Raw genomic sequence first — 14353 nt, 5'->3', positions numbered from 1 at the left:
TAGTTACTGCTTATCCCGTAAAATTTTGTTTTTGTGACAAAGTGCTTTAAAACAGAATCAAAAAGCCAATGGAATTTCCATATTTGCCGTACAGTTTCTTACTCACTTCAGCGTATAAAATCCCGAATATTTTGGAAGCTGCAATACCGATCTCTGCCTGGGCTTTAGATCCTGAATACGGCAGCAGAGGCTCCAGGCTGGAAGTTTGATCAATAACACCAGCTGTCAGCACGGTGGAAATTTTTATCCCGCTCTTCTGAATAAAATTGATGGGGATACTGCGGGTGAGTGAACTACCGAATTTGTATCGGACTTTAATTTGTGAAATGCGATTCCCCAACGGCTCCCTGTAATCGATGGTGTTAAATGGCTTATATCTTACATAATCATCCAGTACATATCCGTTATAAGTAAACAATCGCTGATTGGGAACTCCTGCATCCGAAGCGCCAACTATGATATCGGTTTGAAAGAAGTGAGATGAAAATACCGGCCAATAAAATTTCAAGCCTACCCGATATCGATTGTAGTCAAAATCACTCCCCCAACTGCTGATGCCTTTTTCAAGTACGGCATCGGTCAACCACCCAAAGGCACGAATGTTATAATCTCTGAGGAACTGTGTTCTCAGGTATTGCCGGGTATCATGATGAAGGTGAAGGTATAATCCTTTGATCGTGCCCTCCTGAGCAGGAAATATCGGGTCATTATTGGTAAACTCCTCCGGAGTTAATCCATCCCCGAACAAACTGAAACTACTGGTAGCTGTGAGCGAGCGATGTGTTTCATCCAGGTAGAGCGTTCGCAGGAAAGATTCTGTTCCAAACCGAAATCGGAGTCCGGCTTCGTATCCCTCCCGCTCAAAATAGTTATTACCTGAAGTTCCGGTTGTTAAGGCATACATGGTCTGGCGGGCTTCGAAGAAATCCAGTGGAGTTCGGTTATATTCGTAATCCTGATACTGAGGCAGGGTCTGTTTGTGATAGCTGCCTTCAGGGGCTACAAATGAATTACCAAAAAAATGATACCCACTCAGTTCATAGCTCCAGGATTGATTACCAAATCCATATCCACCTATTGCCCGGTATTCATAATCGGGATGAACCGGAGTGCGTGCACCAAGCCCAAGGTAATTCCCTTCCACCCGGTTGTAATGGTAAATATCGCTTATGTTCGTCATGTAAAACCGCTCCAGCTGATACGGAAGCCGAAAAAATGTACGCATGGCCGACATCCCGACCTTTACCATTGCCCGGTCTTCCTCGTATTCTGTTGCCTCACCCAGAAGACGTGCATTGTCATTTTGCTCCCTATTCGACAGCGTATCCCAATAAGCCTGTTGCCGTTTGTGAGCATCCTGTAAAATGTTGGTTGTATTGAGTTCTATCTGCTGGGGATCTACGCTTCGGGCGTTAAGTTCGTAATTGTCCCACGTCCATTCATCGTGATAGTAAATGCGGTCTTTGGAGGTGATAAACTGCAGCATTGCCGAAAGCTCGGTTTTCTCAGGCAGCCAGAAATCCCCTACTTTTTTATAGCTCTGCTGATATCTCAGGTCAGAAATCTTAAAGGTTCCGGAATTGGTTTCGGCATATTCGTTGAGCGTTACATCAATCCCCAGAATCACCGATTGTTCTTCATCGTACCAAACCTGACCTTCAAAAAGCGGACGGTTATCGGTTTTTGGTTCGAAATAAATCTCTATGGTACCTTCCGGCCAGCTGCTGTCTGCTTCTTCGTCGTATAGCTCATAGAATCGCCCGGCCTTATCGGAAATCGGACCAACCACGGACATGCCTTCAGAAAGAATACTCAGAACCACCTCATCCGAATTCAGATTTAGCGGAGCCCCTCCGGTCGAAAAAAAATCATATTCACTAAAAAAGTTATCGCTTGCCCTGTTTGCTTCCAGCGTCTCAGAATATCGCTCAGGATCAGAGGTGTACCTAATCTCTGACTTTCGTTCTGAGAATGCGATAGGTTCCAAATCGTCCTCCCCGGCATCTTCATAATTAAAGCCCTTATTTACATTGCTGAGAATGGCCAGCTTATACACTTCGGCTTTGTAGGAGTTCAGGTTCGAATTCTGCTGATCACGCAGGCGGGCCAGTTCCTGAACCTTTCGGGCCACCCGGTCGGCACTTACTGTAACTTCCATGGATGTGAGATCAGGCCTTAAGTACACATCCTGTTGAACCTCTTTGCCGCTCTGAATGTGAAACTGAATTACGGTATCGCGAAATGAGATAAAACGATAGCGAATGCGAACAGTGCCGGTATCCAGCTTTATGGTATAAGAGCCGTCACTTGCTGTATAGGTTCCTTTGCTTGTCCCCTCCACGATGATGTTTGCATACGGAAGGGATTCCCGGGTTTCAGCATCGTACACAAAGCCTGATAAAGTCCCGGATTGTGCAAGTACATTCATTCCCGGAATCAACAGGAACAGGAACACAATCAACCCGGAAAAGCAGGATTTACAACTCATTATCTGTACCAGATTGCATACAAATTGAAATTTTATTCGATCAAACAACAGCCGGTTCTGATACGTGGATTGTTTTCTTTGTTGCATCAATCCCGGCATTCAAACCAACCGGCAGGGTTATATTATCGTCCTCGTGGCTGATCATAGCCCCGTAAAAAGCCGGGATATCGAGTGGTTTGATGTGGTCATCAAAAACCTGTTGTAACGTAAGGCTGTTATCCCCGGCATCGCAATCGGTGCATTTCCCAAATACGAATCCTGAAATCTGGTCAAGAATACCGGCCAGTTTAAGTTGAGTCAGCATCCGGTCTATTCGGTACACGCTCTCTCCCACATCCTCCAGATACAGAATAGCATGTTCAAAGGACGGCAAATAATCAGACCCAATCATAGAAACCAATACCGACAGGTTGCCTCCAAGCAGCTTACCCTCAATGGTACCCGGAGTTATTACAAAATTTCGTTTATCGTTAGCGGGGATTTCAAAAGTGGGTGTTTCTCCATCAAAGATTATCTTTTTAAAAGCGTTGGTTGTGAATGGATTCCAGTTAGACTTCCCCACCGGTCCGTGAAAAGTAATCAGGTCACTTTTTTGATACATAGCCATATGCAGCGAAGTGATATCACTAAACCCGCAGAATGCTTTGGGATTATTTTTGAATACATCGTAATCCAGCAAAGGCAAAATACGGTTACATCCCCACCCCCCGCGAATACACATAACTCCATCCACCTGTGGATCCCGAAACATATTCATCAAATCATCAGCTCGCTGCTGATCGGTCCCGGCCAGATATCCTCTTTGGTTTCGCACATGCTCCCCCAGTTTAAGTTTAAAACCCAGGTCCTGCAGGTTCGTCAGCATCTCATCAAATACGGAGGATTCGTAAATGGGGCTTGCGGGAGCTACAAGTCCCAAAGTATCACCGGCTTTTAATGCTTTCGGTTTAATTTTTTGGGTTGAACCGGGAGCGGCTTTTGTTTCACAGCCTGCAAGCCCAATTGCTGCTCCTGTAAATGAAGCGAGTGCGGTTGCCTTGAGAAAGTCTTTTCGGGTAAATGCCATTATAAACAGATTTATGAATGGCAGTAGTTAGCTATATAACTGCTCTTTTTCAATTACTTTTACGACTTCTTCCGGCACCCGATCGGTGATAGAAATTCCGGCTGTTATTTTTTCTCTGATTCCGGATGAAGATACATCGAGGGGCGTATGATCCACAAAGTGGGTGCGCTGTAAAATCTTATCTTCAACGTCTTTGTGAGTCTCACCGGGTCGTTGGGCGACCAGCAGCTCACATTCGTCAAGTATCTCCTCATAATACTTCCAGGTGTGAAACTTAGCCAGGCTGTCTTCCCCCATACAATAAAAGTAAGTGTTATCGGGCAGGTGTTCCTTTAAGTATCGAATGGTCTGAACGCTATAGGAAGGCTTAGGCAGTTCGTTTTCAATAGTCTTGATGGACAAGTTTCTTATCCCCGAAAAAGCTTTTTCCAGCATCTCCAGTCGGATCTCGTAAGGCGTCTGGATCTCCCGGGTTTTGTGAGGTGGGTATGGAGTCAGCAAAACCCAAAGCTCATCTATTAAGTCTGATTGGAGAAAGGATTGCGCAATGGAAATATGTCCGTTATGAACCGGATCGAAAGTACCTCCAAATAAACCAATCCGCCCCGACATTAATCCTGTCCTGAGTCAGCAACCTCACTTTGGCTGCTTCCGCCGCTTCGAACATCAGCCAGTTTTCTTACCGCTTCATCATGATAGTTTTCGACTTCTTCACGGAACTTACTTTCAGGGAACAGTTGCAGAAACTTCTCGTAGTTTTCAATGGCTTTACCGTAACGCTCAGCCTGTCGGTTTATAACACTGTTATCGGCGTAATTGATGTAGGTTTGAATTTGATCAACCAATGCTTGTTCGGCCCACTTTGATTCCGGAAACTGATCAATGGTTTTATCCAGGTAAATAGTGGCTGCTTTATACTGTTCGGTGCGCACATAAAACCGTGCTGCTTCGTAGGATTTGTGAGCCAGCTTTTCTCTGAGTTCATCAATACGTGCTGCAGCTTCCTGTACTTTTTCATGATCCGGATAGCGATTATTGAACAGGCGGAATCGCTCAATGGCTTTTCGGGTCTGGTTCTGATCCAGTTTGTAACGCGGACTGAGTTTGTAGTAACACATTGCTGCTCTAAACTCGATCTGTGGGCGGCGTTCGTCCTGTGGATAATAACTAATATATCGGTCGTACTCACTGGCAGCCAGTAAAAACTGCTTATCTTTGTAGTAACTTTCGGCAAGATAGTATTGAGCATCCTGCCCGTATTCGGTGCCTCTGGCTACCCTTGTAACGGTATCAAAGGCGTTTGCGGCCTCACTGTAATTTTCTTCTTCATAGAAAGCCATCGCTTTTTGATAGGCCACTTCAACAGAGTCTCCCCTTTTGATAAGCCGGTCGTTTTTACAGGCCGAGAAGATGAATAAGAAAGCTAAAACTGCAAGTAGTTTACTGCGCATTGAGTATAATTTTTGTGATTTAATGGTCACGATTCTGTAAGAAGATAAGAAGTTTTTCAAGCTCTTGTTTGTAATCAGAAGATTCAAATTTATTTAATAACTGAAACGCTTTTTTGTAATGCTGATCAATTTCGGCGGCAACATCATCCAGTACATCCAGGTCCGACATTATTCCCAGAACTTCATCAACATGTTCCGGAGCGGGATTTTCTGCATTCAGCGTTTCCTGAATGAGAGATGACTGCTCAGCATTCGCCCGTTCTAACGCAAGGATGGTAAGATATGTTTTCTTTCCCTCAAAAATATCTCCGCCCGGACGTTTTCCGAACTTTTCCGGATCGGCGGTAGCATCAAGCAAGTCATCCTGAATCTGGAAGGCAATACCCATCTCATATCCTAACTCAGCCAGCTCTTCTCTCTTTTCAGAAGAAGCATGCGCCGAGATTGCCCCAAGTTCAAGGGCTCCGCTCAGCAAAGCCGCTGTTTTTCCGGCTATCATTTCCAGGTACTCGTTGTGCTTTACGTCTGTTCGATCAACGAATTCCATATCCAGTGCCTGACCTTCACAAACCGTAACAATAGCTTTGGAAAAAACTGAGTGTACAGCCGCAAACTCTTCTTTGGAGTAACTTTCATTCGTACCGTAGTAACTGAGCTGCCGGTAGGCATCGGCAAACATCACATCTCCGGAAAGGATGGCAATATTTTCATTCCATTTCTTGAATACGCTGGGTTCACCGCGTCGGGTATCTGCGCTGTCCATAATATCATCGTGGACAAGGGTAAAATTATGAAGTATTTCTACAGAAAGAGCGGCAGGTAAAGCATCATTCAAATCACCCCCACATAATCCGTTAGCAAGCAGTGTGAGCATGGGTCGAATCCGCTTCCCTCCAACCGATAAGGCATACCGGCAAGGCTCGTAAAGAGTTTGGGGATGATCCGGAAAGTGAAGGTCCTTTAGCCCGGTTTCAATCTTTTCCAGTAATTGTTGTTGGAGATTCTTGTTACTCAATGCTCTTTTTGTAGATGAATAAACTGAATATAAGGAAATTAAGGGACGATGTTAGTTCTCAATCGCCCGGATCTCTATTTCATTTCCTGAAGATGAGAAGCGGATAATTCCTGTACACTTGTGCATCCAAGAAGCGTCAAGATGGTTTTTAAATCCTGTTTCCATTGGTTTAAAAGCTTTTCAAGCCCGGTGTACTCATCGTTTTTTATTGCTTTGATGACTGGTTGTGCCGTTGCCGCAAAATGCGCCCCCAAACACAACGACTTCGCGATATCAAAAGCTGAACGGATACCACCCGATGCTATAATTTCAAAACTTTGTTCCCATTCCAGTTTACTCAGCTGCTGAATGCATTCCACCGTTGGGATTCCCCACTCATCAAAGCCATGATTAGCGGATTGATTGGACGAACGGAAGTTCTCGACTTTTGCCCAGCTTGTTCCTCCGGCACCCGCTACATCAATTACATTCACCCCAACATTTAACAATCTGCGGGCAGTATGTTCAGAAATTCCCGCACCCGTTTCTTTCACAATTACCGGTAACTGGGTGTCTTTAACCAGCTGTTCAATACCATCCATAATTCCTTTAAAATCACGATCACCTTCCGGCTGCATCAGTTCCTGCAGCGGATTCAGATGCACAATTATGGCATTAGCTTGAATCGAATCCACAAGTTGGGTAAGCCTTTTAGTATCAAGCCCACCAATGAGTTGTGCGCCTCCGATATTTGAACATATAAAAGCATTTTGGGCTTTTTCCCGGACTACAGAAAAGGTTTCTGTCAGGGATTCATCTTCCAGCATAGCCCGTTGACTCCCTACCCCAAAGGGCAGGTTTTCCGCTTCACAAAACTCGGCAATGACAGCGTTAACCGGACCTGCTTCAGAATAACCACCCGTCATAGAAGAAATGAAAAGAGGCATACTGAAGGTTCGTCCCAACAATGAAGCTTCGGTAGTCACTTCACAAGAATTGACTTCCGGAAGTGCGTTATGAATAAAACGGTAGCGTTCAAACCCGGAAGGCTGATCGTATTGGGTGCCTTCGGTTACGGCTAGCTCAACGTGGTCTTTTTTTCGGTCTCTGATGTCGGTCATGGCAGAAATTCCAAAAAACAAGTACCAAATCCCAATAGTTATTTTTGATTATCATCGCGAGGAGCCTCCTAACTAGTAAAGACTGATTAAGGCTCTCGACGTCGCGATCTCCTTAATCTGCATGGTGTACTTTATTAGGAGATTGCTTCGTCGTAATACTTACTAAATAGAATCAAAGATCTATACTCCTCGCAATGACGTTTTTATAAAGTAGGTCGTTATTCCGCTACCTGATGCTGAATCTGAAGAGGCGTAGTTGCAGCATTTGGTTGCTTCAGATGCTGAATCAAGTTCAGCATGACAACGACGTCTGTTAAACCAGGTAACTTCCCGAGTTAATGTGAAAAGTTTGCCCGGTGGCATGCTTAAGTTTTCCTGAGGCAAGCAAATAACTGATTTCCGCTATCTGCTCCGGAGGAGCGATGGAATCCAGAGCTAAATCTTTAGTGAGATAATCCTCTCCATACACTTCGATGGAGCCCTGAGCCATATCGGTGTTTACAAAACCGGGTGCGATGGTATAAGCGGTGATTCCATGCTTCCCAAAACTGCGGGCGATACTTTTGGTGAATGCGGTCATTCCTCCCTTACTGGCAGCGTAGCTTGCGTATTCCTGCGTATCCCCTCGCGTTCCGGCCCTGGATGAGATATTGATCAACCTTCCATCTATCCCGGCTTTCTTCCAGGCATTAAGTGCCCATTTCGAAATGAGTCCGGCCGAACGAAGATTAACCTGCATCGTCAAGTCCCAATTAGCCAGCCATTCATCATCAGAAATATCAAAATCCGCTTCAGCAAACATTCCGGCATTGTTTATGAGTACTTCAGGTATTTCGGCTTCCTGAAATACCGATTTAAGCTTTTCAACTTCATTGGGCTTGGATAAATCACAGGCGATGTGCCGGTAGTTTTCGTTATTCGGGAATTCATGATTCGTTGATCGGGATGTGCCTATTACTTCATGCCCTTCATTCAATAATTTTCGAGCGATGGATTTTCCAATTCCGCGAGAGGTACCGGTTATTAAAGCTATCATTTAGCCGTTTCTAAATTAGGAAGCTTTGAAACTGAAATTTCATTCATATCCAGCTTTTTACTGGCATTATCGATGTCAATTCCAACAATATTATTCTCATCATCATAATCTATATGGATACCTTCCGAAACTTCTTCCGTGTATGAACTAAGCTTTGAGGAAAGATCAATGTAAAGAGAATCTGTCTCCGGATAATAATTAAGTTTCATGGCTCAAATCTCCTGTCTGGAAATGCATTATGAATGGTCTTCTTGTCTTCCAATGTAATAACTCTAAGATAACGATTATCCAATTCTGAAATTTTAGCCCAGAACCTGAACCTGTTATCCTCCTGTTTTTCAATTTTCTCGGGATTATTAACAACTTCAATACACCACTCTTTTTTTAAATAAGGTCTTTTCCTTAGAACTTCATTCTCAAAATATGCGGTGTATTTGTATTGAGTCATTAGAATTTATTTCAATGTGTCATAAATCTACATGATTTTTTGGAAAAACTTGAAATCAATCAGCTTTGGGCTCAGAAATGAATAGCTGATAAGGAAGTGATAATGACTAATATCTGCATGCTTGATTCGTTAGGTTAATGAAGTTAGATTAATATATGAGTCCAACAGTATTCAGATTTAAAGGATACCGTTTCTTTTTCTTTTCACGGGAAGAAGATAGGATACATATTCACGTAATTCATGCTGAAGGTGAAGCAAAAGTTTGGTTAGAACCAGATATTGAACTTCAATCTTCATACGGTCTTAGTTCCAAACAAATCAAAGAGATACTTGAACAAATAATCAAACACGAAGATGAAATCAGAGAAAGCTGGAATAGTCACTTCAGAGAATAGAACTGAAGTCACCAATGTCTCTTCACATGGCATATGGATCTATCATATTGGAAAAGAGTATTTCCTTGATTACGATAAATTTCCTTGGTTCAAGAATGCCAAAATTGGTGAAGTATTAAATATTGAAACCCCCTCCGAAGAACATTTTTACTGGCCTGATTTGGATGTCGACCTGCATTTGGAGTCCATTAAACATCCCGAAAAATTCCCTTTAATCAGCAAAGAAAATTAAGAGACTACCCAAGAAATCTATTTTCACCCTCTCCAAACCGGCACGTTCGAGCAGGCTTCCCCGTACATAATTTTTTTAGCCTTCTTCATTAGCTTATTGGTAGCCAGCATGTAAATGGAATCAGGTACGTGTACTTTTCCGCATCCTTTTAGCAGTACAAACTTGTCTTCGTATTGATCCCAGTCATATTTATCGAGCTCTCTCTGATATAACTGGTGTTGAAAGGCTTCTTTTCTACCCTTGAATACTTCTTTGGCAAACTCAGAAGCATAAGAAGTTATAAGCATCCAGGCCCATGGAGCAATAATGGCATCGGTGCTGCAATAAACGGTTAGGTATTTTCCCTCATATTGCGACCAGTCGAATTCCTTAATCTGCTCCCGGAAGTCTTTTTCCTTCAGCATCAATTCCTGAAACAGAAACTGTTTGATATCCAGCTCTTCGATGGGCGTATCGTCGTGGAATTTCTGCAAATCCAGCGTAACAAGCTTGGTATTTTGCTGAACCCGGTTTACAATGGTTTCTTCTGACATAGAAATTTTGAATTGGAGATGTTGAATTTTGAATGACCAGATTGGAATTCAAAATTCAACATTCATCATTTATAATTTCAAATAGAGAAAGATTCTCCGCAGGAACAGGTACGCGAAGCATTTGGATTTTTGAAATGAAAACCCTGTCCGTTTAGTCCTTCTGTGTAGTCCAATTCAGTTCCCGCCAAATAGAGAAAACTGCGCATATCGACCAGCACTTTAAGGCCGTCGACATCAAAGATTTTATCGTTTTCCTCCGGCTGAACATCAGAATTGAATTCCAGATCGTAGGTTAGCCCCGAGCAGCCACCGCTTACCACACCTACCCGAAGGTAGGCATCATCCGGTACATTTTGCTCCTTTCGGATCAGATTAATCCGCTCAGTAGCTCGGTCTGTAATGGAAAGCTCTTCCATAATAATGCTTCCTTTTTTCCTTTAGACTGAAACAACTTGAATTTCCGGATCAATACGCTTCACCATACTTTCGATGGCATATAGCGTTCCGGTTGTAGCTGTTGGGCAGGTTCCGCAAGCTCCCTGATAGTGTACTTTTAGTCGGTTTGATTCCAGACCCAATACTTTGAGTCCGCCACCATCAGCCAGCAAATAAGGACGAACTTGCTCATCCAGCATGCGGTTGATTTCCTGCAGGCGTGGATCATCAGATTCCTGGGCCTCTTTACTTACGTGTACTTCAGAATCATCTTCTTCATGATTGTCTGGCTCGGCCTCCCGAATTGGAGGAGCAAGCTTTCGCAGCAATTCAGACCAAACCGCTTTTCCATCCTGCGTAACGGTTACGTACTTATCTACATAATACACGTTAATCACATTATCGATTGCAAACAGTGCCGAGGCCAGTTCATCGCCTTCAGCTTCAGCCGCGTTCTCGAACGAACGGGTGGTGCCGTTGGTTAGCGGTTCAGCCAATACAAAGCGCATGGCATCAGGATTCGGTGTGCGTTCTATTTCTTTAATTTTTGCCATCTCGATTCTCGTTTGTTTTTAGAAAAATTCTTTTACGTATTTGATTCCTTCCACTAAGCGATCAACATCCTCTTTATTATTGTAGAAGGAAATAGATGCCCGTGCAGTGCCCGGAATGTTAAAATGATCCATAATGGGCTGTGCACAATGATGTCCGGTTCGTACGGCAATGCCTTTTTGATCCAGAATGGTACCTGCATCGGTTGGGTGAATACCCTCCAGTAAAAACGAAATCACGGACGCCTTATTCTTTGCTGTACCGACGATTTTAAGTCCATCTATCTTACTCAGTTCAGCTGTGGCGTAATCCAGTAATTCCTTTTCACGGGCCGCGATGTTCTCCATCCCGACTTCATTCAGGAAGTCGATGGTTTCAGCAAAACCAACTCCGGCAGCAATAGGCGGAGTACCGGCTTCAAACTTATGTGGCAGATCATTCCAGGTGGTTTTTTCAAAAGTCACCTTATCAATCATGTCGCCACCCCCACGATATGGAGGCATATCTTCCAGCAGTTCTTTTTTGCCGTAAAAGATGCCAAATCCGGTTGGTCCGCACATTTTATGCGCTGAAAAGGCATAGAAATCAACGTCCAGTTTCTGAACATCAACTACGGCATGAGGAACAGCTTGTGCTCCGTCAATTAAAACAGGAATATCTTTGGCGTGTGCCGCTTCAATAATCTCCTCTACCGGGTTAACAGTTCCCAATGCATTCGAAACATGAAGAACCCCAACCATCTTGGTTCGATCTGAAAGCAGTTTATGAAACTCTTCCATCACCAACTCGCCTTCGTCAGTCATCGGAATGACTTTGATCTTGGCTCCCGTTTCCTCTGCCACCATTTGCCAGGGTACAATATTGGCGTGATGCTCCATGGCGGAAAGGATGATTTCATCTCCTTCCCGGAAATGCTTTCGCCCATAGCTGTTGGCTACCAGATTGATGGAGTCGGTAGTTCCGGTGGTGTAAATGATTTCTTCCAGATGACGGGCATTGATGAAATCTTTTACTTTGGTCCGGGCTGCTTCAAAAGCATCCGTTCCCTCCTGACTCAAGGTGTGTATTCCGCGGTGAACATTTGCATGTTCATTGGAATGATAATCGTTGATGCGATCAATCACACGCTGTGGCATCTGGCTGGAAGCACCGTTGTCAAGATACACCAAAGGATTCCCCTTCACTTCCCGCTTAAGCACAGGAAATTGATTTCGGATGGCTTCCCAATCCGTAGTTAATGTGGCGGTATCTTGTTTCAGTGCTTCTTCCATTTACAAATAATCTACTGGTGGCGACGCTCTGCGTCGGCACCAATTAAGCTCCGATGCTGAGCATCAGAGCAAGGTGTGTAATTCTTACTCACCTACCGAAACAAATTCCTCGTCGCGGCTGGTGAATTTGACTACTTCATCTAATAATAATTTATGCACCGATTCCACTTCCATATTCTCGATACTTTCGAGAGTGAAAGCGTAAACCAGTAATTCGCGTGCCTTCTTTTTAGTAAGCCCGCGACTGTGGAGGTAAAATACCTCGTCTTCATTCAGGTGACCAATGGTTGCACCGTGAGAGCAGAGCACGTCATCTGAAAAAATCTCAAGCTGTGGCTTGGTGTGAACCGTACCATCAACAGATAACAGCAAGTTTCGGTTTTCCTGGAAAGAATCGATTTTCTGAGAATCTTCCCGAACAAAAATCTTACCGTTAAAGATGGAATGTGCTTTGTCGTTCACTACTACTTTATGAAGCTGGTGGCTTTTCGCATGCCAGTGTCTGTGATCGATTGCTGAATGCGTATCGGCAATTTGCTCGCCATCAATCAGCACCAGGCCATCGATTGTGAAATCGACTTCTTCATCGTTCTGAACAACACGTGGGTCATTTCTGAACAATTTTGCACCCAAACAAATAGTGTATGAGTGATATTCAGCGTATTTATCAAGGTGAGCAATCGGGCGGGAAATATGATTCGCCTTCTTACTGTCGCGCTGAATGCGTGCATGGTGCACATGCGCTCCTTCAAACAGCTTAAACTCATTCACGGTCACGTTCAGGTATTCATTCTGAACCAGTGCCACGTGCTCTTCAACAATCGTTGATTTGGAATAAGCTTCTCCCACAAACAATACGCGTGGAGTAGCATAAAAAGCTTTCTCAGCGTCTGTAAATACATTCAGAATATGAATCGGAACTTCTACTTTCGTTTCCTTAGGAACGTAAATGAAAGCACCGTCTTTGAAATTTGCGTCGTTCAGTGCTGCAAATACATCCTGATCTTCGTCGTAATTAGTGTATGCACCCAAATGTTTTTCAATGATGTCAGAATCACCGTTTTCGGCCAGTGTGCCAACAATTACGTTTTCAGGGATGTCGGAAGTTGAAGACAAATCGCCATCAAATTCGCCATTCACAAAAACCAATCGGCTGTTGGCGGCTTCCGGCAGGTAGTATTCACTGATATCACCCGGAGAAACTGCTCCGGCTTCTGAAACCGGTACAAAATGACTTCGGCTGATTGATTTCAGATCCGTGAATCGCCAGTCTTCGTCCTTTTTGGTTGGAAATGGGAATTCAGAAATATTCCCTGCTCCTTTCTCATTCAATCCGGCAATGGCTGAAACATTGGATACCGTTTCAAAATTGCCGTCCAGAAAGTCTAAAATGGTTTCTTTTTCTTTTACTGCTACACTCATTACTGAGCCTCTCCATTTAGGGAAAATTCTTTTTCTAACCAGTCGTAACCTTGGTCTTCAAGTTCGAGAGCAAGATTCTTGTCGCCTGATTTGACGATTTTACCACCCATCATTACATGGACGTAATCCGGGGTGATGTAATTCAGCAGACGCTGGTAATGAGTAATCAATACAATTCCGTTTTCCGGTCCGGCAATTTTGTTGATGCCGTCAGACACGATTTTAAGAGCATCAATGTCAAGGCCTGAATCGGTTTCGTCCATAAAAGCCAGCTTTGGATTCAGCACGGCCATCTGGAATACCTCATTCTTCTTCTTCTCTCCACCAGAAAATCCGGTGTTGATGCTTCGCTCGAGGAATTCATCTTTCATATCGATGACTTCGAGGCGACTTTTCAGGTAATCCTCAAATTCAATCGGATCAAGTTCTTCCCGGCCGTTTTCGCGGGCTATCGTGTTGTAGGATTCACGAAGAAGGGTTTTGTTGGTGATCCCGGGAACTTCTACCGGATACTGAAATGCCAGAAACAGCCCAAGGTGAGCTCGTTCATCGGCATCCATTTCGGTGATGTCTTCTCCTTCAAAAAGGATTTCGCCTTCGGTTACTTCATACTCCGGGTGACCTGAAACAACTTTGGCCAGCGTACTCTTCCCGCTGCCGTTCGGTCCCATAATGGCATGGATTTCACCTTTATTGATCTTCAGGTTCACACCCTTCAGAATCTGTTCTTCTTCGCCTTCTACTGAGGCATGTAAATTTTTAATCTCTAACACGTTATCGTTCTTTTCTTTTTTTTGATTTAAGTTCTTTGTCGTTTTGATCATCCTTATCATGCCGGACTTGTGAAGATTCATCGCTATCGCTCTGAATGACTTCGCCACTGGTGATGGCGCTCTGCGTCGTCGCCAA

The 14353-nt window shown here is 43.9% G+C and carries 17 protein-coding genes; 2 read left to right on the top strand and 15 right to left on the bottom strand.

Features of this window, described 5'->3' with window-relative positions:
* Nucleotides 1-46: 46 nt before the first annotated feature.
* From JJ941_RS04880 to JJ941_RS04840, 9 genes are all read right to left on the bottom strand, one after another.
* Nucleotides 47-2488 carry a DUF5686 and carboxypeptidase-like regulatory domain-containing protein gene (locus tag JJ941_RS04880; RefSeq protein ID WP_290962539.1) on the bottom strand — a complete coding sequence of 814 codons (2442 nt, stop codon included), beginning with the start codon at nt 2486-2488 and terminating at the stop codon, nt 47-49.
* A 40-nt stretch (nt 2489-2528) separates the two neighbouring features.
* On the bottom strand, nt 2529-3554 hold the full coding sequence (locus tag JJ941_RS04875; protein ID WP_290962538.1) for an LD-carboxypeptidase: 1026 nt from the start codon (nt 3552-3554) through the stop codon (nt 2529-2531).
* Nucleotides 3555-3581: 27 nt separating this feature from the next.
* Nucleotides 3582-4166, bottom strand: coding sequence for a nicotinate (nicotinamide) nucleotide adenylyltransferase (gene nadD / locus JJ941_RS04870; protein WP_290962537.1), 585 nt, complete (start codon nt 4164-4166; stop codon nt 3582-3584).
* Nucleotides 4166-5005 carry an outer membrane protein assembly factor BamD gene (gene bamD, locus JJ941_RS04865; protein WP_290962536.1) on the bottom strand — a complete coding sequence of 280 codons (840 nt, stop codon included), beginning with the start codon at nt 5003-5005 and terminating at the stop codon, nt 4166-4168. Before bamD ends, nadD begins: the two co-directional genes overlap by 1 nt.
* A gap of 19 nt (nt 5006-5024) precedes the next feature.
* Nucleotides 5025-6020 carry a polyprenyl synthetase family protein gene (locus JJ941_RS04860; RefSeq protein WP_290962535.1) on the bottom strand — a complete coding sequence of 332 codons (996 nt, stop codon included), beginning with the start codon at nt 6018-6020 and terminating at the stop codon, nt 5025-5027.
* Between the two features lie 74 nt (nt 6021-6094).
* The gene (gene fni, locus JJ941_RS04855) at nt 6095-7120 is read right to left on the bottom strand and encodes a type 2 isopentenyl-diphosphate Delta-isomerase (RefSeq protein WP_290962534.1); all 1026 of its coding nucleotides are present in this window, start codon (nt 7118-7120) and stop codon (nt 6095-6097) included.
* 313 nt (nt 7121-7433) lie between these two features.
* A complete protein-coding gene (locus tag JJ941_RS04850; protein ID WP_290962533.1) occupies nt 7434-8156 on the bottom strand; it encodes an SDR family oxidoreductase in 723 nt (240 codons plus the stop codon).
* On the bottom strand, nt 8153-8365 hold the full coding sequence (locus JJ941_RS04845) for a DUF2283 domain-containing protein (RefSeq protein WP_290962532.1): 213 nt from the start codon (nt 8363-8365) through the stop codon (nt 8153-8155). Before JJ941_RS04845 ends, JJ941_RS04850 begins: the two co-directional genes overlap by 4 nt.
* Nucleotides 8362-8604 carry a hypothetical protein gene (locus JJ941_RS04840; protein WP_290962531.1) on the bottom strand — a complete coding sequence of 81 codons (243 nt, stop codon included), beginning with the start codon at nt 8602-8604 and terminating at the stop codon, nt 8362-8364. The genes JJ941_RS04845 and JJ941_RS04840 overlap by 4 nt, the downstream gene beginning before the upstream one ends.
* 155 nt (nt 8605-8759) lie before the next feature.
* Here JJ941_RS04840 and JJ941_RS04835 point away from each other — a divergent pair, with 155 nt between their 5' ends.
* Both JJ941_RS04835 and JJ941_RS04830 read left to right on the top strand, forming a co-directional pair.
* Nucleotides 8760-8999: a DUF4160 domain-containing protein gene (locus JJ941_RS04835; protein WP_290962530.1), complete on the top strand. Its 240-nt coding sequence runs from the start codon at nt 8760-8762 to the stop codon at nt 8997-8999.
* Nucleotides 8959-9231 carry a DUF2442 domain-containing protein gene (locus tag JJ941_RS04830; protein WP_290962529.1) on the top strand — a complete coding sequence of 91 codons (273 nt, stop codon included), beginning with the start codon at nt 8959-8961 and terminating at the stop codon, nt 9229-9231. Before JJ941_RS04835 ends, JJ941_RS04830 begins: the two co-directional genes overlap by 41 nt.
* A 23-nt stretch (nt 9232-9254) precedes the next feature.
* Here the strand turns inward: JJ941_RS04830 and JJ941_RS04825 are convergent, their stop codons facing one another.
* From JJ941_RS04825 to sufC, 6 genes are all read right to left on the bottom strand, one after another.
* The gene (locus tag JJ941_RS04825) at nt 9255-9764 is read right to left on the bottom strand and encodes a DUF2480 family protein (RefSeq protein WP_290962528.1); all 510 of its coding nucleotides are present in this window, start codon (nt 9762-9764) and stop codon (nt 9255-9257) included.
* Nucleotides 9765-9841: 77 nt separating this feature from the next.
* On the bottom strand, nt 9842-10180 hold the full coding sequence (locus tag JJ941_RS04820; protein ID WP_255135610.1) for an iron-sulfur cluster assembly accessory protein: 339 nt from the start codon (nt 10178-10180) through the stop codon (nt 9842-9844).
* Between the two features lie 21 nt (nt 10181-10201).
* Nucleotides 10202-10753 (bottom strand): NifU family protein, encoded by a 552-nt coding sequence (locus tag JJ941_RS04815; RefSeq protein ID WP_255135609.1) that lies wholly within the window; start codon nt 10751-10753, stop codon nt 10202-10204.
* An 18-nt stretch (nt 10754-10771) separates the two neighbouring features.
* On the bottom strand, nt 10772-12022 hold the full coding sequence (locus JJ941_RS04810; RefSeq protein WP_290962527.1) for a cysteine desulfurase: 1251 nt from the start codon (nt 12020-12022) through the stop codon (nt 10772-10774).
* A gap of 84 nt (nt 12023-12106) precedes the next feature.
* Nucleotides 12107-13444 (bottom strand): Fe-S cluster assembly protein SufD, encoded by a 1338-nt coding sequence (gene sufD / locus JJ941_RS04805; protein WP_290962526.1) that lies wholly within the window; start codon nt 13442-13444, stop codon nt 12107-12109.
* Complete coding sequence (sufC, locus tag JJ941_RS04800) at nt 13444-14268, bottom strand: Fe-S cluster assembly ATPase SufC (RefSeq protein WP_255135606.1); 825 nt, start codon at nt 14266-14268, stop codon at nt 13444-13446. Before sufC ends, sufD begins: the two co-directional genes overlap by 1 nt.
* Nucleotides 14269-14353: the final 85 nt, after the last annotated feature.

This window comes from Gracilimonas sp. (assembly GCF_017641085.1).
GTDB lineage: Bacteria > Bacteroidota > Rhodothermia > Balneolales > Balneolaceae > Gracilimonas.
The sequence above is the reverse complement of the archived record's forward strand: the minus strand, read 5'-3'. Positions and strand labels throughout refer to the sequence as shown.